This window comes from Aeromonas sp. S41-2, assembly GCF_027705845.1.
Taxonomy (GTDB): domain Bacteria; phylum Pseudomonadota; class Gammaproteobacteria; order Enterobacterales; family Aeromonadaceae; genus Aeromonas; species Aeromonas hydrophila.
This window is the reverse complement of sequence record NZ_JAPDCG010000014.1, coordinates 1-22,272: the sequence shown is the minus strand read 5'-3', so window position 1 is coordinate 22,272 and position 22,272 is coordinate 1. Positions and strand designations below refer to the sequence as shown.

At 58.2% G+C, this 22,272-nt stretch carries 25 protein-coding genes; 9 read left to right on the top strand and 16 right to left on the bottom strand.

All coding sequences use genetic code 11. The annotated features are described in order from the left end of the window. Nucleotides 1–23 precede the first annotated feature (23 nt). Nucleotides 24–794, bottom strand: coding sequence for a 3'(2'),5'-bisphosphate nucleotidase CysQ (cysQ, locus tag OKC44_RS20650; RefSeq protein WP_270814852.1), 771 nt, complete (start codon nucleotides 792–794; stop codon nucleotides 24–26). 168 nt (nucleotides 795–962) lie between these two features. On the opposite strand from cysQ, the gene OKC44_RS20645 reads away from it, so the two are divergent. The 3 genes from OKC44_RS20645 (at nucleotide 963) to OKC44_RS20635 (ending at nucleotide 3,900) form a co-directional block, all read left to right on the top strand. Further along, nucleotides 963–1,283 (top strand): ComEA family DNA-binding protein, encoded by a 321-nt coding sequence (locus OKC44_RS20645; protein ID WP_270814850.1) that lies wholly within the window; start codon nucleotides 963–965, stop codon nucleotides 1,281–1,283. A gap of 94 nt (nucleotides 1,284–1,377) precedes the next feature. Beyond that, nucleotides 1,378–2,289, top strand: coding sequence for a UTP--glucose-1-phosphate uridylyltransferase GalU (gene galU, locus OKC44_RS20640; RefSeq protein ID WP_017410998.1), 912 nt, complete (start codon nucleotides 1,378–1,380; stop codon nucleotides 2,287–2,289). 213 nt (nucleotides 2,290–2,502) lie between these two features. Further along, the gene (locus OKC44_RS20635) at nucleotides 2,503–3,900 is read left to right on the top strand and encodes a peptide MFS transporter (protein WP_011707249.1); all 1,398 of its coding nucleotides are present in this window, start codon (nucleotides 2,503–2,505) and stop codon (nucleotides 3,898–3,900) included. Nucleotides 3,901–3,974: 74 nt separating this feature from the next. Here OKC44_RS20635 and OKC44_RS20630 read toward each other — a convergent pair whose 3' ends face one another. Then, nucleotides 3,975–4,946 (bottom strand): response regulator, encoded by a 972-nt coding sequence (locus OKC44_RS20630; RefSeq protein WP_270814849.1) that lies wholly within the window; start codon nucleotides 4,944–4,946, stop codon nucleotides 3,975–3,977. 340 nt (nucleotides 4,947–5,286) lie between these two features. Between OKC44_RS20630 and OKC44_RS20625 the strand changes: the two genes are divergently transcribed. The 3 genes from OKC44_RS20625 to OKC44_RS20615 all read left to right on the top strand — a co-directional run bounded on the left by OKC44_RS20625 (nucleotide 5,287) and on the right by OKC44_RS20615 (nucleotide 7,653). Beyond that, complete coding sequence (locus tag OKC44_RS20625) at nucleotides 5,287–5,964, top strand: DnaT-like ssDNA-binding domain-containing protein (RefSeq protein WP_201976579.1); 678 nt, start codon at nucleotides 5,287–5,289, stop codon at nucleotides 5,962–5,964. Nucleotides 5,965–6,033: 69 nt separating this feature from the next. Continuing rightward, on the top strand, nucleotides 6,034–6,888 hold the full coding sequence (locus OKC44_RS20620) for a DnaA ATPase domain-containing protein (RefSeq protein WP_011707253.1): 855 nt from the start codon (nucleotides 6,034–6,036) through the stop codon (nucleotides 6,886–6,888). A gap of 129 nt (nucleotides 6,889–7,017) precedes the next feature. After that, complete coding sequence (locus OKC44_RS20615; protein WP_270814843.1) at nucleotides 7,018–7,653, top strand: SDR family oxidoreductase; 636 nt, start codon at nucleotides 7,018–7,020, stop codon at nucleotides 7,651–7,653. Between the two features lie 110 nt (nucleotides 7,654–7,763). Here OKC44_RS20615 and OKC44_RS20610 read toward each other — a convergent pair whose 3' ends face one another. The 4 genes from OKC44_RS20610 to OKC44_RS20595 all read right to left on the bottom strand — a co-directional run bounded on the left by OKC44_RS20610 (nucleotide 7,764) and on the right by OKC44_RS20595 (nucleotide 12,684). Further along, on the bottom strand, nucleotides 7,764–8,960 hold the full coding sequence (locus OKC44_RS20610) for an ABC transporter permease (protein ID WP_060389816.1): 1,197 nt from the start codon (nucleotides 8,958–8,960) through the stop codon (nucleotides 7,764–7,766). A gap of 103 nt (nucleotides 8,961–9,063) precedes the next feature. Then, nucleotides 9,064–10,200 carry an ABC transporter permease gene (locus tag OKC44_RS20605; RefSeq protein WP_270814841.1) on the bottom strand — a complete coding sequence of 379 codons (1,137 nt, stop codon included), beginning with the start codon at nucleotides 10,198–10,200 and terminating at the stop codon, nucleotides 9,064–9,066. After that, on the bottom strand, nucleotides 10,200–11,204 hold the full coding sequence (locus OKC44_RS20600) for an HlyD family secretion protein (RefSeq protein WP_017410991.1): 1,005 nt from the start codon (nucleotides 11,202–11,204) through the stop codon (nucleotides 10,200–10,202). Before OKC44_RS20600 ends, OKC44_RS20605 begins: the two co-directional genes overlap by 1 nt. A 73-nt stretch (nucleotides 11,205–11,277) precedes the next feature. Further along, complete coding sequence (locus tag OKC44_RS20595) at nucleotides 11,278–12,684, bottom strand: TolC family protein (RefSeq protein ID WP_016351868.1); 1,407 nt, start codon at nucleotides 12,682–12,684, stop codon at nucleotides 11,278–11,280. Nucleotides 12,685–12,974: 290 nt separating this feature from the next. Between OKC44_RS20595 and dusB the strand changes: the two genes are divergently transcribed. The 3 genes from dusB to OKC44_RS22215 all read left to right on the top strand — a co-directional run bounded on the left by dusB (nucleotide 12,975) and on the right by OKC44_RS22215 (nucleotide 14,615). Further along, a complete protein-coding gene (gene dusB / locus OKC44_RS20590) occupies nucleotides 12,975–13,940 on the top strand; it encodes a tRNA dihydrouridine synthase DusB (protein WP_011707259.1) in 966 nt (321 codons plus the stop codon). Nucleotides 13,941–13,965: 25 nt separating this feature from the next. Then, on the top strand, nucleotides 13,966–14,262 hold the full coding sequence (fis, locus tag OKC44_RS20585; protein WP_005309538.1) for a DNA-binding transcriptional regulator Fis: 297 nt from the start codon (nucleotides 13,966–13,968) through the stop codon (nucleotides 14,260–14,262). A 161-nt stretch (nucleotides 14,263–14,423) separates the two neighbouring features. Beyond that, nucleotides 14,424–14,615 (top strand): superinfection immunity protein, encoded by a 192-nt coding sequence (locus OKC44_RS22215; protein WP_376887746.1) that lies wholly within the window; start codon nucleotides 14,424–14,426, stop codon nucleotides 14,613–14,615. Between the two features lie 45 nt (nucleotides 14,616–14,660). On the opposite strand, the gene OKC44_RS20580 is transcribed toward OKC44_RS22215, so the two are convergent. From OKC44_RS20580 to OKC44_RS20535, 10 genes are all read right to left on the bottom strand, one after another. Further along, nucleotides 14,661–14,966 carry a hypothetical protein gene (locus tag OKC44_RS20580; RefSeq protein WP_270814840.1) on the bottom strand — a complete coding sequence of 102 codons (306 nt, stop codon included), beginning with the start codon at nucleotides 14,964–14,966 and terminating at the stop codon, nucleotides 14,661–14,663. 41 nt (nucleotides 14,967–15,007) lie between these two features. Continuing rightward, entirely contained in the window at nucleotides 15,008–15,631 is a 624-nt protein-coding gene (locus tag OKC44_RS20575) for a hypothetical protein (protein WP_270814839.1), read from the bottom strand. Nucleotides 15,632–15,729: 98 nt separating this feature from the next. Next, the gene (locus OKC44_RS20570; RefSeq protein ID WP_270814837.1) at nucleotides 15,730–15,942 is read right to left on the bottom strand and encodes a hypothetical protein; all 213 of its coding nucleotides are present in this window, start codon (nucleotides 15,940–15,942) and stop codon (nucleotides 15,730–15,732) included. An 88-nt stretch (nucleotides 15,943–16,030) separates the two neighbouring features. Further along, nucleotides 16,031–16,471, bottom strand: coding sequence for a hypothetical protein (locus OKC44_RS20565; RefSeq protein ID WP_270814835.1), 441 nt, complete (start codon nucleotides 16,469–16,471; stop codon nucleotides 16,031–16,033). A gap of 5 nt (nucleotides 16,472–16,476) precedes the next feature. Beyond that, nucleotides 16,477–16,614: a hypothetical protein gene (locus tag OKC44_RS20560; RefSeq protein WP_227273062.1), complete on the bottom strand. Its 138-nt coding sequence runs from the start codon at nucleotides 16,612–16,614 to the stop codon at nucleotides 16,477–16,479. 944 nt (nucleotides 16,615–17,558) lie between these two features. Further along, on the bottom strand, nucleotides 17,559–18,881 hold the full coding sequence (locus OKC44_RS20555) for a VapE domain-containing protein (protein WP_270814833.1): 1,323 nt from the start codon (nucleotides 18,879–18,881) through the stop codon (nucleotides 17,559–17,561). Then, nucleotides 18,878–19,222, bottom strand: coding sequence for a hypothetical protein (locus tag OKC44_RS20550; RefSeq protein WP_270814832.1), 345 nt, complete (start codon nucleotides 19,220–19,222; stop codon nucleotides 18,878–18,880). The genes OKC44_RS20555 and OKC44_RS20550 overlap by 4 nt, the downstream gene beginning before the upstream one ends. A gap of 146 nt (nucleotides 19,223–19,368) precedes the next feature. After that, nucleotides 19,369–19,536 (bottom strand): helix-turn-helix transcriptional regulator, encoded by a 168-nt coding sequence (locus OKC44_RS20545; RefSeq protein ID WP_270814831.1) that lies wholly within the window; start codon nucleotides 19,534–19,536, stop codon nucleotides 19,369–19,371. 237 nt (nucleotides 19,537–19,773) lie between these two features. After that, nucleotides 19,774–21,168 carry a tyrosine-type recombinase/integrase gene (locus tag OKC44_RS20540; RefSeq protein WP_270814829.1) on the bottom strand — a complete coding sequence of 465 codons (1,395 nt, stop codon included), beginning with the start codon at nucleotides 21,166–21,168 and terminating at the stop codon, nucleotides 19,774–19,776. Nucleotides 21,169–21,277: 109 nt separating this feature from the next. Then, nucleotides 21,278–21,910 (bottom strand): LysE family translocator, encoded by a 633-nt coding sequence (locus tag OKC44_RS20535; RefSeq protein WP_270814828.1) that lies wholly within the window; start codon nucleotides 21,908–21,910, stop codon nucleotides 21,278–21,280. Between the last annotated feature and the right edge of the window lie 362 nt (nucleotides 21,911–22,272).

Genomic DNA, 22,272 nt, shown 5'->3' with positions numbered 1-22,272 from the left:
TTTTTCTATCCCGATATCCCGTTTTATGCCTTGGCCACGAACCAGGGGTTGAGGATATCCGGCTTGTTGTAGCGCAGCGGCGAACCATCGAGCTGGGTGACGCTGCCGCCCGCCCCCTCCAGCACCGCCTGCGCCGCACCGGTATCCCACTCGCAGGTGGGGGCGAGGCGCGGGTAAAGCTCGGCGCCCCCTTCGGCGATGATGCAGAACTTGAGCGAACTGCCCATGGAAACCAGCTCAATCTCGCCCCGCGCCATGTCACCAAAGCCCGCCAGGTACTCCAGGGTGGCCTGGGAGAGGTGATTGCGGCTGCCCACCACCCGCCAGGGCGTACCTTCCTGATGAGGTTGGCTCTGGATGGCCTCACGCTTGCCATCAGCCACCCGCCAGGCTCCCAGCCCCTTGCCGCCATACCAGAGCTGGTCCAATACCGGGGCATAGACCAGTCCCCAGCGCGGTGCTCCCTCTTCAATCAGGGCGATATTGACGGTGAACTCGCCGTTGCGGGAGACGAACTCCTTGGTGCCGTCCAGCGGGTCCACCAGCCAGTAGCGGGACCAGCCGTGGCGCGCCGCCATCAGTTCAGGGCCGGACTCCTCGGACAATACGGGGATGTCGGGCGTCAGCCGGGCCAACGCCTGCACGATCACCTCGTGCGCGCCCTTGTCGGCGGCAGTCAAGGGGCTTTCGTCCTGCTTGTACTCCACCGCAAAGGGCTGACTGTAGATGGCCATGATGGCGTCACCGGCGGCACGGGCGATGGGCTCCAGCTCGGAAATCGCGGGAAAAAACATAAGAAAAGACATCCTGGTCAAATGGTTAGCACAGTGTACCTATTTTGGAATGGCGGGGGTTATAGCCGATTCAGCTGAGTTATAACCCTGTCACTTCTGACAGACAAAAAGTGGCGCGACTCGGCTAATTCTCAATAGGCATACCAAACCACACAAGGACGTGCCGCCATGAACTACAAGACCCTGACCGCCACCCTGCTGCTGAGCTGCCTGCCCCTGCTCAGCCAGCCTCTGCTGGCCGCCGACAAGCCTGCTGCCAAGCCGGCAACCACAGTCATCGCCGCCAAGGAGAGCGGCAAGGTGAACCTGAACACCGCCAGTATCAATGAGTTGACTGCGCTCAAGGGCATTGGCGAGAAGAAGGCCCAGGCCATCGTCGATTACCGCGAGAAGCAGGGCAAGTTCACTACCGTGGATCAGCTGGCCGATGTGAGCGGCATCGGGCCAGCCACGCTGGAAGCAAATCGGGACATGATTATCGTCAAGTAACCGATCCATACCCCTTTCATCATAAGGGCAGCCTGTGGCTGCCCTATTTTTCTTCGGGTATCATGGGCCCACTTTGTATCTCTGGACTCTCTCCATGAAAAAGACACCGCTCGTTGTACGCAAAGCCGTTCTCCCCGTCGCCGGTCTGGGCACCCGTATGCTGCCAGCCACCAAGGCCATCCCCAAGGAGATGCTGCCCGTCGTCGACAAACCGCTGATCCAGTATGTAGTGCGCGAAGCCATCGCCGCCGGCATCAAGGAGATCATCCTGGTTACCCACTCGAGCAAGAACTCCATCGAGAACCACTTCGACAAGAGCTTCGAGCTGGAAGCGACCCTCGAGAAGCGGGTCAAGCGGCAACTGCTGGAAGAGGTACAACACATCTGCCCGAAAGACGTCACCATCATGCACGTCCGCCAGGGGGAAGCCAAAGGTCTGGGACACGCGGTGCTTTGCGCCCGTCCGCTGATCGGCGACAACCCGTTTGCGGTGCTGCTGCCGGACGTGCTGATCGACGAGGTGGCCAGCGACCTCAAGCAGGACAACCTGGCCGAGATGGTGCACATGTTCGAAGAGGATCACATCAGCCAGATCATGGTGGAAGCCGTCCCCGAGAGTGAAGTGGACAAATACGGTATCGCCGACATCAAGGGAGAAGCGTTGAGCGAGGGCATGTCTCTGCCTATGCAGGCTATCGTCGAAAAACCGCCCCGTGACGAGGCCCCCTCCAATCTGGCCGTGGTCGGCCGTTACGTGCTCTCTTCCAACATCTGGCCGTTGCTGGAGAAGACCCCCGCCGGTGCCGGCGACGAGATCCAGCTGACCGATGCCATCGCCATGCTGATGGAGCAGGAGCAGGTGAATGCCTACTTCATGAAAGGGCGCAGCCACGACTGCGGCAGCAAGTTCGGTTACATGAAAGCCAACGTGGAATATGCAGTGCGCCATCCGGAACTGAACGGCGAATTTATCACTTGGTTGAAACAGTTTGCCAAGCAGCTGTAATAGCTGAATATTTAACCTATTAATGGAATAAAACACTGGGCATCATTCGATGCCCTTTTTCATTTTATAAACATATATTCAACCATTGATAGATAAAATATCGCTAAATCATAATATTGTAATTTAATCACGCTTGTTCTATAAGGATTATGGCTTGTTCCTAGCCCTTGCATAAAATTTCTAAAAAAATATAAGACACAGGTGGAAGTTCCAATGAATAATCCGTCCAAAGGGACCTTTTTAGGTCACCCTAAAGGGCTTTTTTTGCTCTTTAGTACCGAACTGTGGGAGAGATTCTCCTATTACGGCATGCGTGCCGTGCTCGTGCTCTATCTGACTGACATGACTGCCAACGGCGGGATGGGCTGGACTCAGGCCGATGCCCTCAAGCTGTACGGCATCTATACCGGTCTGGTCTACATCACCCCGATCATCGGCGGCTGGCTGGCAGATACCTTCCTCGGCCAACGCCGCGCCATTCTGTTTGGTGCCGTGCTGATGGCCGCCGGCCAATTTACCCTGGCGCTGCCGCACGCCATGTTCCCGGACATGGTCAACACCGTCTTCTATTCGGGTCTCGGCTTGCTGATCGTGGGTAACGGTCTGTTCAAACCGAACATCTCCACCATGGTGGGTGACCTGTATCAAGAAGGTGACCACCGTCGTGACGGTGCCTTCACCATCTTCTACATGGGTATCAACCTGGGCTCCCTGCTGGCCGGCGTGATCTGTGGCGCCGCCGCAACCGCCTATGGCTGGCAAGCCGCCTTCGTCAGCGCCGGTATCGGCATGCTGCTCTCCCTGGTAGTGCAGGCCACCATGGCTCAGCGTTTCCTGGGTGACATCGGCCGCGTGCCGGCCGCCCAGCGCGCCGCCGAGCAGCGCTCCAAGGAGCAGAAGGCTCCGCTGACCAAGCAAGAAGTGGATCGCATCAAGGTCATCCTGGTGCTGGGTCTGTTCACCATCATCTTCTGGGCCGGCTTCGAGCAGGCCGGTGGTCTGATGAACCTGTACGCGCAGGAGTATACCGACCGCATGATCGGCAGCTTCGAAGTGCCAACCGCCTGGTTCCAGTCCCTGAACCCCTTCTTCATCATCACGCTGGCACCCATCGTGGCCGCCATCTGGATCAAGCTCGGCAAGAAAGAGCCGAACTCCCCGGTGAAGTTCGCCATGGGTCTGCTGTTCCTGGCCGTAGGCTTCCTGTTCATGATCGGTGCCGTACTGGAGCAAGGTGGTGATCAGGCCGTCAAGACCTCCATGTTCTGGCTGGTCGGTGCCTACCTGTTCCACACCCTGGGCGAGCTCTGCCTCTCCCCGATCGGCCTCTCCATGGTGACCAAGCTGGCTCCGCTGCGCCTGGCCTCCCTGATGATGGGTGCCTGGTTCGGCTTCGTGGCCCTGGCCAACTATGCCGCCGGTTTCATCGGCTCCTTCGTCGGCGAATCCGGTGCCATGGCCATCTTCGGTGGCATCGCACTGGCCGCCGTGATCAGCGCGCTGATCCTGCTGACCATGGCCAATCGCCTGGTCTACTGGATGCACGGTGCAGAAGGTCCGGCCAAAGAGCCGCAGGAACACGACAAGAAGCTGCAATCTGCCGCCGTCTAAGCGGTCCGGATTGTCTAGCAACAAAGAGGGCGCCCATTGGGCGCCCTCTTTGTATGTGGCCGTCTGACACAGCCTCAATGATGTCGAACCTGCACATGCAGGGCACTGCCGCTGTCACTGCGAAACTGCAGATCAAAGGGTTCATGCCAGCTGCGCCTGTGCAAGGCGTAGTGGCTGGTACGCAGCAGACCGAGCGGTAGGCCGCTGGAGCGCACCAGCCAGTGGGGCGAAGTCAGCCCGGCATTGGCAAAGACCAGCCCGTCCTCCTGATCAAACAACAGGGCGGCCATGGCGAAGGAGTGGCGCAGACCGGATTCGACCAGCTGCAGATTGAGGTAATCGAGCAACCGGTGGGGCTGGGTCAGCAGCAGACTCTCGCCACGCTGAAACTGGCGATACGGGGCATTCATCAGGGAGCGCACCAGGGCGCCGCAGAAAGCGGCATCCACCCCGAGGATCGGCAGCTCCATCACCAGCACCAGCAGCTTGTCATCCACCTTGAAGGTATCGGGAATGAACAGATTGCCCATCCCTTCAAAGGTGACCTGCCAGGGCCCCCACTCCTGCAAGCCCGGCGGCTTCAACCAGGCCAGCAGCCGGGTCGCCGCCTGGTCGTGTTCGCGAAAGAAGTCGATGTGCTCCATCAACTCCAGCTGTTGTCCATAACCGTGATTGGCGCTCAGGCACTGCTCTATGCTGCGACGCACCTGACCGAAGTCCGAGATGGGCTTGAGCAGAAAATCGCGGGCACCGGCGCGCAGCGCTCGCTCGACCGCTTCCATCTTGCTCTGGGCCGAGATGACGATGACAGGAATATGAGGGTAGCGGGCTGTGAGGCAGGCGATCACCTCATGCCCATCCATATTGGGCATGTTCAAATCACATAACACCACATCGGGGTGATAGAGAGCGGCGGCAGAGAGACCTTCAATGCCGTCTTCGGCCTGGAAAACGCAGGCACCATCGTGAGCAAGATAATTGACCAGCGAGTGGCGAAAAACCGCTTCGTCCTCCACCACCAGGATCCGTAGTCCGGCTTTTGACATCTTGATAAAGCTCTTATTAGTCAACCAGTTATTTAGCCTCAAGCCTAGACCATAACCAACTGCATTGACCAATCAGATGATTGAATAATCGCCGAAAAATCCATGCCCGCTAGCTATTCTGGCGGCCAACTGCTTGAAATAAAGCAGCTAATGATGCTCATCGAAGCTCAGCTTTTTCTCCGCTTTGCAGCTTGGCAGCCAAAGAAACAGCGTCATACGAAAACACCCACCCCCGATTGCGGGCAAACCGGCCACCCGCCGGCGGTGCCGGGCATGCCATCAATTGTATGAGGCTGCGCCATGGGGGATAATACCGCCACGTCCGTCAATGAAGCATGCCATGACCCCTGCCGAATACAGCGCCCTCGCCCATCCCAGATTGTCCCACCCGGCCCGCAGCCTCTATACCCTGCAGCTGCGCCGACTGGTGCTGGAAAATCAGCTGGCCAGGCTCAACTACCCCGAACTCGGCCGGGCGCTGGCGGTGGTCGACCCGGGCGATCCCAGCGGTTTTTCCTTTCAGGTCAATGCTCGCCAGCTGACCGAGCTGTTCGATGAGCTGATGGAGGCGGGTTTGCTGCAAGTCGAGGCGCAAAACGACAGTGAGCACTACCATCAGTGCCCGTTCCAGCTGCCACTGCTGACCCAGCGGGTGCGCAGCCCGCTGCCGGAGCGCCCGTTCCAGATGCACCTGCAATGGCGCCCGGATACAGAGCTGCCGGCCCTCGCCCGCCTGTGCGGGGTGATCGATGCCAGCTACAGCGAAGAGGATCTCGGCGAGTTCATCGCCTACTGGCTCGGGCGGCCCGAGGTGTTCGACTCCCAGCACCAGTGGATGCTCAAGTTCATCCGCGCCCTCAAGACCCGCCGCTATACCCGCCGCAAGCCGATGGAGGCGCAGGGCTACCAGCAGGTAACCCCGGCACAGGTCGAGGCGGGCCCAAGCAAGCGGGCGCAGGAGATGATCGAAGAGGCCAAGCGGCTGGCCGGCCAGCCGCAGGAGCCGGATAATGATTAATAGCAGGCACCGCCAGCAGGCAAAATCAGAGACCTGTCCCCACCCCAGACCGAGCAGAAGGAGCATTCCATGACTGACCCGCACGATCCCCTGCGCCAGGAGCTGGAAGAGATCGAAGCCAAGCGCCAGAAGATCGCCAAGGCCAAGCAGGATCATCGCGTTCACGACCCGGAATTGAGCCGCCACGTAGGAGGCCTGCTGGAGCGCATTCGTCGTCTTCAGCAAGAAACCGGCGGCAGCCAGTACGACTACGAGACCCTGCGCAAGGAGTACGACGCCAAGGCCAATGCCGAGGTGCGCGAGCTGCAGAAGGCGGCACGCCAGGAGCGGATCCAGAAGCTGATCGCCCAGGCCGACCTCAACCCCGACTGGGTGTTTGAACGGATGGATGCCGGCGATCCGGCGCTGCAATATCCCATCGAGACCGCCCGCTACTTCATCAGCGGTTTCGAGCACTGGGAGAAGAGCGGTGGTGGCTGCATGCTGATCTACGGTGACTACGGCACCGGCAAGTCGACCCTGGCGGGTGCAGTGGCGCACGAGTTGATCGCACGCCACCAGAAGTCGGTGATCTTCCAGCAGTGGGCCTCCATCGTGGACAGGTTGTTCTTCAACGTGATCCAGGATCAGGAAGAGCGCAACCAGTACCGGCGTGCCCTGGAAGAGGTGGATCTGCTGATCATCGACGAGGTCTCGGCCAACCGTGCCAAGATGGCGGAGAGCCAGTCCAGCTTCCTCGGCCACCTGCTGCGCCGCCGTCGCAACCTGTCGAAAAGCGTCATCCTCATCACCAACCACAATCCCCAGAGCCTGCATCAGGCGATAGGTGATTTCGCTTTCGAAGCGATCAAGGCGTTCAATCCGGTGGATATCCACCTGAGCGGCCCCAGCCGTCGCCCCCATATCGGCCACTACAACGGCTGATCCCTGTGCGAGCCAGGCTCCGCCCCTGGCTCGCCGCTTCCCTCTTTTTCTAGACAAATAAAAACAACTCTCATTTACAGCTTCCCCACAACCCTCTAGGCTAGCCCTTTCGTCAAAGGGAACAGCAGCATGCCAACCACACTCTTCTTCGGAGCCAGCCGCGGGCTGGGCCGCGCCTTCACCGAACAAGCCCTGCAGCAGGGCCACCGGGTCATCGCCCTGATCCGCAGTCCCGAGGTAGCCACCGAGCTGCGCGCTCTGGGAGTCGAGGTCGTCAACGGCGATGCCCTCGACCCGCAAGCGGTAGCGGCGGCCTGCCAGTTGGCCGGTGACGGGGCACAGGCCATCTCCACCCTCGGCAGTTTTCGCCAGACAGAGCCTGTCGACTATCTAGGCAATCGTCAGGTGATCGATCAGATGGAGCTGGCCGGGCTCAAGCGCCTGCTGCTGGTAACCTCCCTCGGTTGCGGCGACAGCTGGCAATATCTGCCACAGCGGGCGCGGGCAGCCTTCGGTCACGAGGTCAGATTGAAGAGCCTGGCGGAGAGCTGGCTGCAGACCAGTGCGCTCGAGTGGACCATACTGCGTCCGGCAGGTTTGCAGGATGGCGAGGCCACCGGTCAGGCCGTGCTGAGCCAGGGTGAGGAGGTGCACGGCCTGGTGCGTCGTGCCGACGTCGCCGCCTGCGGACTGCGTCTGCTCGGCGACAAGGCGGCACACAGCCAGATCTATGCCATCGGCGATCCCGAGCTCCAGCGCGGCTAAACCAGCGCCAGCGTCACTGAGTCCAGCGCATACAAAAGCGGTCAGCCCAAGGGCTGACCGCTTTTCGCTTTAGTGCACACACCCTATCACGCGCGCTGGTACCATCCCGCTCAACCGGCGGTGGTTTCACTCTGCAAGGCAGGCTGGCTGGCAACCGGCAACGACTGCTGCCGCCAACGCAGCAGCAGGCAGGCCAGCGCACCGTAGAGCAATGCCAGCCCCCACAACTGCCACCAGTAGTGGGAGACCTGAGCAAACTCGGCCCCCATCTGGTTGAGCCGCAGAAAACCTTCGATGGCCGGGGTGCTCGGCACCCACTGGGCCAGCCAGTTGAGCGGGGTCGGGATCAGCTCCAGCGGCCAGATGAAACCGGCCAGAAAGACCAGTGGCAGCGAGGAGACAAGCACCACCTGGGTCGGCAAATCCCGGCGGGTAAACAGTGCCCCCAGCACCACTCCCAGCCAGGTGGTGGCCAGCAGGAACGGCAGGGTGAACAGCCAGAGTGCCGCCGGCTCGGCGGTGCGCACTATGTTGTAGTGATCGAAACAGAAGCCGAAGAAGTAGCTCACCGGCAGCACGAACAGCCCTCCCACCACCAGGGTGCGGGCCAGCAGCAGTGGCAGGATGGGGGCATGCTGCCAGTAGCCCGCCTCGCCGCGCTGGCTGCGCTGGTTCTGGGTCGCCCCCAGGATGCCGGTGCCCATCAGCAGCACCTGGTGCAGGATCAGCACGAACACCGCCGGCACCACGTAGTTCACATAGCCCATGGTGGGGTTGAACACCGGCAGCACGTTGAGCGCCACCGCATTCCAGCCCATGGCGGCCTGCGGCAAGGCTTCACCGTGGCTCAACAATCTGGCGACCTTCACCTGAGCGGCCAGCGTGCCGCCCGCCTGGGCCAGCCCCTCGGCAATGGTGCCGTAAACCAGGAAGTAGGAGGCATCGCCGGCATAGCCCAGGGTGACGCTCTTGCCCTGCATCAGATCCCGATAGAAGTGGCGGGGGATGTGCAAAATGCCGCTGCCCTGCCCCGCCAGCAGCAACGTGCGAGCCTCATCCAGACTGCCCGCCCGCGCCACCAGTTTTACCTGCGGCGTGGCATCGGCCATGAACTCCAGCTGGCGCGACAGCTGACTGCCATCCTCGTTGACCACCACCACCGCCTCTTCCCGCGGCAGCTGGTGCAGATAGGGCTGCGGATAGAGGAAGGAGTAGAAGAAGACGCCGCCGAACAGGGTGAGCATGATGGCCCTGTCCGCCAGCAGGGTGCGCAGCTCGAGGCGCAGCAGATCCCAGAAACCTAGCATGTCATTGGCTCCTTCCACCGCCAGGAGGCAGCGATTTGTGGCGCCAGCAAGAGGCACACATCAAGCAGCCACCACTCGAGGCGTGGCACATTCCAACATCCCATCATGACCTGGGCTCCTCATTAACGGGGGCCGCGCTCGCCTGGGCCTGATAGCGGCGAACCACCAGCAGCAGAGGCAGCAGAAACAGCAGCAGGGCACCAAATTGCGGCAGGGCCGCCGCCAGCGGTTGGCCGTAGTTGGTCTGGCCTATCTGCAGCTCGACGTAGTGGGAGATGGGCAGCAGGCTGCGCCAGAACTGGGCGAAATCCCCCATGGCGCTGACCGGAAAGGTAACCCCCATGAAGGCAAAGCCCGGCGCCGTGTAGGCACCGGCCAGCGACAGGGCGCGAGCCGGATCCCGGATGATGCCGTAGAAGAAGGCCCCCATGCTGACGCAGGCGGCCGATGCCAGCCCTAGTCCTGCCGTCAGCACCAGCCAGCTGCCCTGCATCGGGTAACCAAACACCTTGAACAGCAGCAGGCTCCACCCCAGCCCCCAGCCCCAGCCAATCAGCACGTGGGGCAGCAGGGTGCGCCATAGACCGAACCAGACCCCTTTGGTGGTCCAGTCCAGCCCCAGCCGATCGGTGCGAGCCAGCGCATTGATGCCGTAGAGCACCACCAAGATCTGCCACACCGCCGGTAACAGGGCACTCAGCAAAAACTGGGCATAGCTGGAGTTGATGTTGTAGAGCGCCGTCACCTGGCTGGCGATAGGCACCGCCTGCCCCAGTGCACCGGGCAACGCCTTGCCGCCCGCCATGGCCGAGAGCACGCCCACCTGACCGTTGAGCGTCCCGACCACCTGGGCCAACGCCGAGTTGATCAGCTTGGCGATCAGGATGAACTGGCCGTTGTTGAACACGGTGACCTGAGGCTGGGTGCCTTGCCGGGCATCCCGCTCCAGGTGGTTCGGCAACACGACCAGGGCGTAGATATCGCCCCCTCGCAGTGCGCTGGCCCCTGCCTCGATGGAATCAAACTGCTGGGCGACCTTGAGTCCGGCGGAGGCATCCAGCGAGAAGGCCAGCTCACGTGACAGCAGGCTCTGATCCAGATCCACCAGACCTATCTTGAGATCCCGCGCCAGCCCGGCCGAAAAGACCCAGCAGAGGATCCCTATCAGCAACAGGGGTAGCCAGCTTGCCAGTGCCCGACCGAACGGATCCTGCCACAGCAACCGCCATTCACGTCCCATCAGAGTTCGACCAGCACGCTCATGCCGACCCGCAGCCCCTCAACCGGTTGCAGCGGGCGCGCCTCTACCTGGAAGCTCTTCATGTCAAAGCCCTGACGGGTATCGGTGGCACGCCAGGTGGCGAAATCCCCCATCACGGCCACATGGGTCACCTTGAAGCGCACCGTCTGCTCGCCAAGTCCGGGAATACGGGCATCGAACTCGGTCCCCAGCGCAAAGCGGGGCAACAGATCTTCGCGCACGTGGAACTGGGCCCAGGCATCGCTCATGTCGAGCAGGGTCACCACCGGGAAGCCCTGCGGGGCCAGCTCGCCGCTGCGCAACAGCACCTGGGAGACTTCCCCGGTGTGCGGGCTGGCGATGCGGGTATCGGCCAGGTAGGCCTCCACTTCGGCCACGCCGCCGGCGGCCATCTTGGCCTGCTCGCGCGCAGCAATCTTGGTCTCTTCCCGCGCCCCTTCTAGGGTCATCTGGTATTGCTGCCAGGCCATGCCCTCGCTGTACTTGGCCGCCTGCCAGGCAGTCCAGGCCTCATCGCGCTTTTGCAGCGGCATCACGCCATCCCGATGCAGGCTGGCGATGCGCTCGTAGGTCTTGCCACGCAGCAACGCGGCCGCCTTGGCCTTTTGCCACTGATCCTTGGCGGCGGCAATCTGCTGCGCGCGCGCGCCTTTCTCGGCCTCTTCGGCCATGGCGCCAGCCGCCGCCTGGCCAGCCTTGGCCTGGCTCAGCTTGGCTTCGATTTCCGGGCTGGCCAGGGTAAACACCAGCTGATCTTTGGCCAGCTGATCACCCTTTTTAACCAGCACCTCGTCGATGCGGCCCGCTACCTTGGAGGAGACGGAGTACTGCTGCGCCTCGATCTGCCCCTGCAGGCGCACCGGCTCCGGCTGATAGGCCAGCCAGAAACGCCAGCCCAGCCAGATGACCAGCAGCACCAGCGCCAGTGGCAGCAGCAGCGGCTTGGCCTGGCTCATCTTCTTCTTGATGGGGGGATGACTCATGCATTCACCTCGGCAAACGGGCGACCCTTGGCGGTCGAAACAGACATGGAAAAAGGAGCAGAGTGGCGCGCGATCATGAATTTACCTCGATCACTTGCCCATGCTGATATTGATTGAAACTGTTCATCTGACCGGAGAGTGCCAACAGGCGGGCCAGCGAGATCACGTATTGATAGGCGGCAGCGGCGCGCTGGGTCTTGACCCCGGCCAGCTGGTTGCGGGCATCCACCACGTCGAGGGAGGTAGAGAGACCCTGCCCGAACGCCTTGTCCCGCAGCAGCACGTTCTCCTCGGCCAGCGCCTGGGTGGAAGAGAGCGACTGGAACTCCTCCAGCCCCTGCGCCGCCTCGCGCCAGGTCTTCTCGACCAGCAACTCCAGATCCTGGCGGGTCTTGGCCTGCAGCAGATTGACCTGCAGCTCGGCGCTCTTGGCCGCCTGTACCGTCTCGGAGCGGCCGTCACGGCTCACCAGCGGCATGCTGACGCCCACCCCGACCAGCCAGTCGGGCGTGGTCTTGGAGGCCAGCGAGTCATCCTCATAGAGGTTGTAGTTGCCGAACAGGAACAGCTCGGGAGCGTACTTGCCCTTCTCCAGCTTGATCATCCCCTGCGCCTGCTCCTTCTTGGCCGTCAGCAGCTTGAGACCGGGATGCACCGCCAGCGTCTCCTGCACCAGGGCGTCGAGCTCGGGCATCTGCTGATTGATGAAGAGCTGGGTATTGGGCTCGGCCTGCTTGAGCTTGAGCATGTGGCCAAGGGCCAGCTGGGCGATCTCCAGGCTGCGCCTTGCCTTCTGGGTATCGATGCGCGCTCGGTCATAGGCCGACTGGGCGGAGAGGCGTTCGACCCGGGCAATCTGGCCCTGGGCCTCCAGCTTCTTGGCATGCTCCAGATGGTGGGACAGCCCCTGCTCGATCTCCTGCTTGGTCTGCACCACCTGGGCCGCCAGCACCACGCCGAAGTAGGTCTGGGAGAGGCTCTCGAAGGTGGACTGCTGCTTGAGCACCAGCAACTGCTGCGCCTCGCTCACCTGGGCCTGGCGAATGTCCTGCGCCGCATCGATGCGGCCACCGGTAAACAGCGGCCACAGCATCTTGACCGAGCTGGTCACCACGTTCTGTTTGGTGAGAGGGGTGACGAAGTCGTTGGGCGTCAGCTTGAGCGCCTGCATGATGGGCGCCAGCACCTTGCCGAATTCCGGATGGTTGGCGATAGGGTTGAGATCCATCATGTCCAGTTCCATCGGCTGATCGAGGTGGGTATAGCTGGCCCCCACGTCCACCTTGGGCAGATACATGGCCTTGGCCGCCTCGCGCAGTTGCTGCGCCCGCTCCACCCCTGCCTGCTCGGCCGCCAGCCCGTCATCCTGACGGATGACCCGACTCCAGGCCTCGCTGAAACTGACCGTCTGGGCCTGGGCCGAACCCAGCACGGCACCAAGCAGACACGGGTAGAGAGATTTGATGAACCTTGCCGTCATACATCCCCAATCTGTTTGTAATGAAATTGTTTGGAGCCTTTGCTCGATACAAGCTCGCTATCATAACGCAAACCGGTCCGGGATGGGGACAGGCAAATCGCCTCTCCCCTCATCCATTTGGCCCCGCCAGTCCGGCTCGACAATATGTCTGATTTTCAAGCACTCCTGAATTTGCAAGCCTTGGCGCGACGTTTTTTTCAGAAAAAAATGGCTGACGCTCAAATACTAACCTTTTCTCCTGACTAAAAAATGCGTAATATACGCCGCCCTAAGCCGATGGTAACCGTGGAATGCAGATAGGTCCCCACACGCTTGAAACTCCCCTGATTGTGGCTCCCATGGCCGGTGTAACAGACCGACCATTTCGTGAACTTTGTTTGCGATTGGGCGCCGGCATGGCCGTTTCCGAGATGCTGCTGGCCAACCCGGATGTCTGGGATACCCAGAAAACCAGGATGAGAATGGATCACTCTGCAGAAGGTGGCTTGCGATCGGTCCAGATTGCCGGAGCCGACCCCGAGATGATGGCGTTTGCTGCCCGCTACAACGTGGAGCAGGGCGCTCAGATCGTCGACATCAACATGGGATGTCCGGCAAAAAAAGTGAATAAGAAGCTGGCAGGTTCCGCCCTGCTGCGCCAACCAGACCTGGTCAGAACCATCTGCCGGGCCGTGGTGGACGCAGTGGAGGTACCTGTCACCTTGAAGATCCGCACAGGATGGGATCCGGATAACCGCAATGGCGAGGAGATCGCCCGAATCGCCGAAGATTGCGGTATCGCGGCCCTTGCCGTGCATGGTCGTACCCGTACCGACCTCTATCGGGGCGAAGCGGAGTACGACACTATCAGGGCGATTAAGCAGGCCGTATCGATTCCTGTTGTCGCCAATGGCGACATAGACAGCCCGGAGAAGGCCCGGTATGTCCTCGACTATACCGGCGTTGATGCCGTGATGATCGGCCGTGCTGCGCAAGGACGACCCTGGATTTTCCGGGAAATCCGTCATTTTCTTGAGACGGGCACCAAGCTGCCGCCTCCCGAAAGGGAAGAGGTTCGCACCCTGATGAACGAGCATGTAACCAACCTGCACCAGTTTTATGGTGCATATCTGGGAGCGCGCATTGCCCGTAAACACGTGGGTTGGTATCTGGATGAAGAAGAGACGGGCCGAGAATTCCGTAAGCACTTCAATGCCCTGGATTGTGCAGATGCACAACTCGAGGCACTCGAAGCGTATTTCGATGGATTAGGTTAACGCATAACTAAAGAGCCGACCGAATATGTTCGAACAAACCCTGACTTCTGATGCATTGGTAACAACTACTCACAATCACGCTGCCGAGCCGACCCAGCGCCCCCTGCGTGACTCTGTGCAACAGGCCCTGCGTAACTACCTGGCCCAGTTGAACGGTCAGGAAGTGATTGATCTGTACGATATGGTTCTCTCCGAAGTCGAAGCTCCCATGCTGGACGTGATCATGCAGTACACCCGTGGTAACCAGACTCGCGCCGCCGTGATGATGGGCATCAACCGCGGTACTCTGCGCAAGAAACTCAAGCGCTACGGCATGAACTAAAGACATGTGATGTAACCAATTGATTTTAAAGGCATCCTAACCAACGTTAGGGTGCCTTTTTTCATTTAACCCCCAGCTAAACACCCAACCAGGAATTAGCACCCAACGATTAGCCAGTGGGTTAAGATGAAGCCCATTCAATCGGCTAAGGTGGTGGCGAAATGGAATCTATCGGTGTGTTACTGGTGGCTGTGCTGCTGTACTTCATCCCGCTATTTGTTGCGGTAGTCAGGGGGCACCGAAACGCAACGGCAATAGCAGCCCTCAATCTCTTGTTGGGCTGGACGGTCTTAGGCTGGATCGGCTCTCTTGTCTGGTCACTGACGGCTAACACGGAACCCGCCACAAAATAGAAAGCCCCATCGCGGGGCTTATGTCTGCTTGCCAAGGGGAAGAGCTTAGAGGGTGATATAGCCCCACTGTTGCCATGTATCCTCTGGCGAGTAGGGCACCGCTTCCGGCTTAGTGTGCTTTTGCAGGGCATAGAACTTCAGCTTAACGTCTAGCAGCGGCCCTTTGAGGTTGTCCGGCAAGCACTGGAGACTGCCGTAGCGGCTATTCCAATTGCGAGGGCGCGGGTTTACCTGCCACTGGATGAGTGCATTGAAAGCGAGCTGCATATCCGCTATCTGGTAGCAGTCCAGCCGCTTGTGTTCTGCTAGTGCGGCCTCGAACTGTCTACGGCTTGGAAGTGTGAGATTCATGATACCTCTGGCCAGCAAGCCCCCTCTCGGGGGCTGTTCTCTTAGCGAATGGCATTCATCTTCGCGATCGCGGCTGCCTGCACAAGGTGCGGGGCATGAGCACGGCCAATGCTCTGGACAAGGCTCTCCTGCATCCCTTCGGCAAAGCTAATGATCCCTCGCCGTTCGCTCTCCAGCTTGGCGAGCCGCTCGGTGGCGTCATAGCCAACCAGTAAGGCCGTCAACTTGCCCTGCACAGCGCCCGCCCAATGCTCGTCGCCCCCCTTAACAACCTCTAACAGTGCCAGCAGCGCCCCTTGGTCGTCGCCGCACTCGCTTAGTAGATCGCTGGCGTGAACCTTGCCAATGCGCTTGGCAAAATCGACCAGCTTTCCCATGTCGGGGCCGCATGCTGGGCGCTTCACCTTATCGCTTTGCACCTTGAGGATTTCCATATCAAGGCGTTCGAGCTCCTTGGTCAGCTCGGGGAACTCGGTCGGCACTGTGGCTAATGCTCTTAGGAGCTCTTTGTTTCCCTGAGCCTGTGCCTTGGTGGCGATGGCGATGGCTTCGTCTCGGATGGCTTCCATGACGGCCTTGCTGCCTGCGGGCATGGCGGGAACGTGCAAGGGCTGCGGGGTGCATTGCTGCTTGTAGTATTCAAAAATAAAGCTGTTAATCATCATGATGTATAATTCCGCTGTAGTTAGTCATTTTAATTGGGGCCTATTGCTGGCCCCTTTTAATTTGCCGCCAGTGATTCCGGCAAAGACGGCAATCGCCATTATTCCGGCATCGGTTCGCTGTGATAAGAGCCACCGCCAAAGCCACCGCCGAAACTGTTAGATACGCCGTGAGACTCTCCGGCTATTTTGGCTCGAAGGTCGGTTAGCTGCTTGATCGCGTCATCAATCTCATTAAGAGCATCTTGGCGGCTCCGCTCGTTTGCGATAATGCCTGCTACGCGATTCAAACTATTAACGATAGTGTTACTCATAGTAAATCTCTCTATTTAGGTTTGTGTGTGGCTTGTGCCAAGGTGCTGCGCGATTTCGTTAAAAAGAAATAAAGGCGGCGTCTCTTATTCACTTCGCCTCCATTTCTCGAATTTTGGCTTTCATTGCATCCGCGATTTCGATGAAGTGCCCGCCTGCCTGTGGATAGCTATTCAGCAAGCCAACCAGCGGCCCGAGCAGCTTGGTAACGCCCTCTGGGGTGATTACGCCGTCCCGCCCTGCATTAATCATCTGGTCGGGCAAGCCAAGGTAATGGCCGCCCTCTCCCTTAATCAGGGTGAAGGATTGCAGCTTAACGAGCTCTTTCAAATTCTTGGTTAGATGAATTACAAACTCCCCCAAGAACTCAGCGGTTCTGTTATCGGTCTTGCTTCGCTCTGCCATGCTGCGCCAGTAATTAGCCTCGCTCCCATATGCAGCCACAAGGGCATCGACCACGAGGCGTTTATTACTGCGGCGTCCAAGCGGGCGACCGTGCGGATTACCAGATTTACCCTTTCGGAACGTCATATTTATTAGCCTCGTGTCATTATCGCGGCGATCAGGACTTCAAAACTTCTTGCTGTGTCATTCGATAGCCAGCCGATAAGAAACATCGCCAGCCAATCCAAATTAATGATGAAGTCGCCGCCTTGATCGTCATTGTGATTCATAAGGGCGCTTGTTTATTTGCTTGATAACGCATTATAACCCCGCTGATTGCCGCGCCAAAGCAAAAATCGTGCCAACTAGGCGAAATAATTTGTAAGAGGGCGGAACTTCTCAAAACTTAAGGGGGGAACCTAATAAAACCTGAGGTTCAATTTCGGCTTACAGGTGTACGCTGGGTTTTCGGATGTCACTAGGCCAACGTGCCGTGGTCGATATGCCGGAATGCGCGCTCACGGAAAGCCAATGGGACAGCACAGCTCTGGACTCTCCACATGGCCAGCCAGAGAAAGGGGCGCTGGTGAATGTGCCGGACGTGGTGGCCTCATTGGGCTATGAGGTGCAATCGGTCACGCCTCCGGTTTTGCATGGCTCAATTCTGAGCCACACCAACGCAATTTTGCGGCGGTTGAAGTTGACACGTTGGGGGCTATGCTGGGGGTTATCGCCGTCTTGGCGCTATGGATTTGCCAGAAAGCCAGCAGCCGCAAGGGCTAACCAGAAGGTGGGCAGGTTCATTACCTATGAACTAATGGGGTGAGTGGTGAATGAGGTGAATGAGTGGTGGAAGAGATTTAGAGTTCATTCACCACGCTACAACCCGCGCCATTACTGGGTTTTCGGTGTTTTGGTGAATGAGGTGAATGAGATTCTCTATAAATTTATTTTTGATAGTTAGTAGTGGTATATGCGCTATTGGTATGATTTCCAAAGTTTTGGTGAAAGTTCTTTCATCTCATTCACCACGCGCGTAAGTTTCTGTTTTTAAAGGCGTTTCAACCAAAAGGCTCTTTCACCACTCTATCACCACTCATGCACCACTCACCACTCACCACTTAAGCCATGACAGCAAACATTCTAGCCTTCCGGCACATCTCCTTTCTGGCTAGCGTGGTGAGCGGGCACAAAAAAAAGCCCCCGTGCTGGGGGCTGTTGCTGCTTATGCTGCTTATGCTGCTTCATCTAGTTCAATGTCCGATTGCTTGGGCATTGGTAGTAGATACTCGGTGCGGCGACATCTCCCTTTACGCATCTCGATCACCCCTTCCTTGGCTAGCAGGGCCAAGGCTTTACCCCACATTCTAACCATGCTGGACTTCTCGCCCCGCAAGTTAACAACGTCACTTGCTGCCACCCACCGCTTGCCGTAGTGAGGCTTTGCAATGTGCTCCTCTACCAGACACTGATACTGTGCAGTCTTCTCGGCAAACTCATCATTCACGGCACATGCTCTTTCTTGCTCTTGCTCGGTCAGTGCCCAGCCCGCGCCACCGTTATACAGGGCCTCAACCTCCAGCCAGAACTGGCGCAGCAGCTCCGGCTTGTCGTGGCGCAATCTGCCACCGCTCCAGCTCCACCCCAGCAGCTCATTGACCGAATCAAGTTGCACAGGGGCTGTCATCTCGACCACGGCAAATCGAGTTGAGCCCGATTCGTCTCTCAGGAAATGGTCATCGTTCACAGTACCGATAAAGCAGGTCTGGCGGCGCTTGATGGTCTCGGCTCGGTCATACGGCAACCGGATCTTATCTTGGCTCATTGTCAGAAACGCCTTGAGGGCGTCATTACCCTTGCGGGTTGTCTGGGCAATCTCGCCCAGCTCACAAATCCAACTCTTGATGGTGGCGCTCACAGAATCCTTGCTAGTCGGATCGAGAGACAGACCCTCAAGGAATGCCCCATCGACCACGCTGGCCAATCTCGACACAAAGGCTGTTTTCTTGAATGACTGATCACCTTTAAGGACGGGCGTTAGCTTTGTGCTGAATCTCTGCTCATACAGGGCCGCTATGCAGCTCACCAGCCACTTGGTCATCACTGTGCGGGTGAATGCTGGGTCTGCACTCGGAATGCAGTCAATTACCCGCTCCATGCGCTTAACACCGTCCCATTTGCCGCCATCTAGCCACTGCTTCACTGGGTGGTATGCGTTCTTGGCTGCCACGTTCGCGGCATGGTCATCAATGGCTACCTTTGGCAAGCCGTTGAGAGCAGCAGCAGAAAGCAGGTCAGAGCGGGTTACGTTCCAGTCCGAACCAATCAACGCGCCATTGCTGTCAACAACCTCTAGGGCGAGGTTCATCTGGTTAACGCGCAACCCCATGCCGCAATGGGCTAGCAGGTCGGACAGGTTAGTATTTGTCGCCAGCGGCTTGGGCTTCTCACCGCCCGACCAGTCTGTGAAGTTGCAACCGCCCTTTGGTTTCGGCTGTTCGTGGTAGGCCGGAAGCTCTACGCCAATCTCTGCCATCAAATCCTTCAGTTGGTTCATGCTGCCACCCCCTCAAAAGCCATGCGGGCGGCTTGTTCGGTTGCTACAAGCATTGCTCCGGCCAATGCTGCTGGATAGTCAGCAGGGCGGGTAAAACCTTGCGCCTTGCACTGCTCACCAACCCATTTGCTTGTGTAGCTTCCGCGAGGATCGAGCGGGTATTCACAGCGCCCGACGGTGTAGGTAAAGAATGCCACTCCATCCTCGGCAAATCGGGTAGAGCAACCCGCATCTTTGAGGATTTCGTGCATCTGCTCGGGGTTTACTGGGTGGAGTGAGCGGCGAACCTGAATCACTCGTTTGTAGTTGACAGTACCCTGATTTCTGCTAGTATCGATCATGTATATATACCTTTTAGTTTTGACAGGGCAACCGCCAAGAAGACCTGTCGAGACTGAAGAATTGCTGTAAGAACTCCCTGCATATGCGGGGATTTTTTTTTGCCTGTTGTTTGTCTTTCTGTTGTTTTCCTGCTTGTTTACCCCCCTCATTGCTGACCATTAATAAACCCTTCAACGTCTGACACTCGCCAGCGGTTGAGGCTCCCCATTTTGACTGGTGCCGGAAACTTGCCGCCCTTTCGCCATGCCCACAAGGTTGCTCGGCAAACCTGCAACATCTCACAAATTTGTTTCTCGGTCATCATCTTGATCATATTGGCCTCGTTCTTGCTTGGTTGTTTCAATAGTTGTGATTATAAAGCCACAATTTCATAGGTCAACGCAACTAAGCACCAATAATCAAGGTGTCAACTATTCACATTCACCCCAAAATATAGCGTTTTGAGGTCATTCTCTTCACCCATAATGATCAAGCATCCTGTCAACTAGCCCCCGTTGCGTAACAAAACTTGCCATTTATTGTTATTTTCAGTGCCCATAAAAAAACCCGCCTAAGCGGGTCTAGTTGTCGGGAGAATCGTTACATTGTCAGCCCGTAGCGCATCAAGGCGAGCCAGCCATAGGGTTAGCGCGGCCGCCTTTTCATCGAGATAGTGGGCACGATTGTAGATCCCAGCAACCCCGCCCAGAGTGTGCCCCAGTTCGCTCTCAATGACGTGCGGGGCAATCCCTAGATTTGCCCAACCAGTGGCAACCGTCCGCCGTATATCGTGCGCGGTAAATGGCTCGGCAATGCCTGCTCGTTTATAGACACCTCGGCACCATGCGCTAACCGCCTCAGGTTGCTTAAGCTCATTCAGCGCATAACCTGACGGCTTGTTATGGTCTATGACGGCCTTCAGCCAGTCTTTCAACTCTGCGGGAATTGGCCTGACAATCTCCTTCCCCGTTTTGCTTCCCTCCTTCGGCACAGTCCAGACCATTGTTTTAAAGTTGAAGTGCTTCGGCTCTGCCTGTCGAATCTCCCCGCTCCTGCAACCGAATATAAGATTGATCGCCACAAAAAGCCGATAGTAGTCGTTGGCGTGTATCTCCCTAAAGTCACCCAGCCAGCGCACCAGACTTTGCAGCTCCCCCCAATCCCTGCCGTCATGGCTAATCAGAGTCCGTTCGCGCTTCTCTGCTCTCTTGCCTCCAACATCTTCAACGGTCAGGTGTTCGATCTCGGCATAGTCAAAATCATATTTAAGGCGGCGGCAACGCTGCAAAGCCTGCTTGACCATCTGAAGCGTATAGGCGGCAGCAACTGGCGCGGGGCGGCTTAAACTCTTGTTTGTGTTCCTGAAACATTCCAGCCAGTGCGCTTGCTTCATACCAGACAGGGGCGAATCTCCATGCCACGGGTAAATCCACTTGTTGAACTGCTGTCGATGCTTGATGGCGTTCTTGCGCTTCTCTAATGCGTAGTCGTCAAGCCATTGATCAAGCGCCTGCTTAACGGTGATGGGGGCAAGTGTCTGCGCCCGCTGCATCTTCAATTCATTGGCGGGATCTAGCCCCTGCTCTAGCCACGCGCTGCACTGGTCGCGTTTCTCATTGGCCTGTTTGAGCGTCAGCCCTGCCTTGCCATAGGCACCAAGTTTCAGATCTCGCTGCTTACCCATCACGCTATATCGGAAGATGAAAGTCACCTTTCCGGTGGGATAGTGGTAGGCATAGAGCCCGCCATCCCCTGCGTATTTCTTCGGCCTCTTCCCCTCGAACGGCTTTAGCCCTTTGAGTTTTGTATCGGTCAGCGCCATCATCAACCCCCAGCATAACACCCAGAAAATTTCTGAATACAAGCCTACGGGGATGAACAAGATTAAGCAAGCAGCACCAAAAACCACCACTAAAAACAGCAACTTACAAGACAACAACAAACACACCCACACCACAACAAACACAAACCAAGTTCCTACGGCATGAACTGATTTCAGTCAGCCTGCTGCAATGCAGACGAAGGCGTATCCCAGCGATGGGATACGCCTTTTTCTATGCCCGGCGTTTACCCTCTCACTCCACCGCCAGCTTGATGCCAAGCCCCACGAACAAGCCTCCCATCAAGCAGTTGAGCCAGCGGCCCAACCAGCCAGGCAAGGTCACCTTGCGACTCGCATAGGCGGTCGAGAAGGCCAGCAGATGGCACCAGATCATGCCGTTGAAATTGAAGATGCAGCCCAGCACGATGAAGGCCAGCGCCTTCTGCGGTGCATCGGGAGCGATGAACTGGGGCACAAAGGCGAGGAAGAACAGGGCTACCTTGGGATTGAGCACATTGGTCAGCAACCCTTGCCGGAAGATCCGGCCGTAGGAGAGCGCAGGCAGCCGCACGGCAGGCTCGCGCACAGCCGGTGAGCCAGCCCCTTGCCACAGGAGCGAGCCTCCCAGATAGACCAGGTAGAGCGCCCCCATCAACTTGATGACGGTGAACAGCTCGGCCGAGGCACTCAGCAGAGCCGACAGTCCCAGCGCCGCCGCCAGCACATGCACCATGGTGCCCGTCCCGATTCCCAGCGCCGCCACCGAACCGGCCCGCCAACCTTGTGACCCGCTGCGCAGCATGATGAGCAGGGAGTCCGGTCCCGGCATCATGTTCAACAGCAGACCGGATACGACAAACAACGCCAGATCGTGGATCCCCAACATACACAGCTCCTTATGCCTGAAAGAAACAGTCTATGGATTCAGCCTTCCTTGTCATCCCCCGCAGCAGCAATAGTGATCATCGACGAATGGAATAGCTGGACAGTTCAAGCGCTACAAGCGATCAGATCCGATGGACGGAGGGAATGGTGAGATTTGAAAATGAGGAGATAAACATCGAGATATCGAGAGTTCAACAACACCAATCTAGCGGTACTGAAGCATTCACGACAAAGGGGGAGCAATAATTAGAGCTGGCACCAAGACCACAACACGCTGAATTTCAGACAATAAAAAACCCCGCTCATCTGAGCGGGGTTTCTCGTGTTGGGTGCCTGGCAGTGTCCTACTCTCGCATGGCGAAT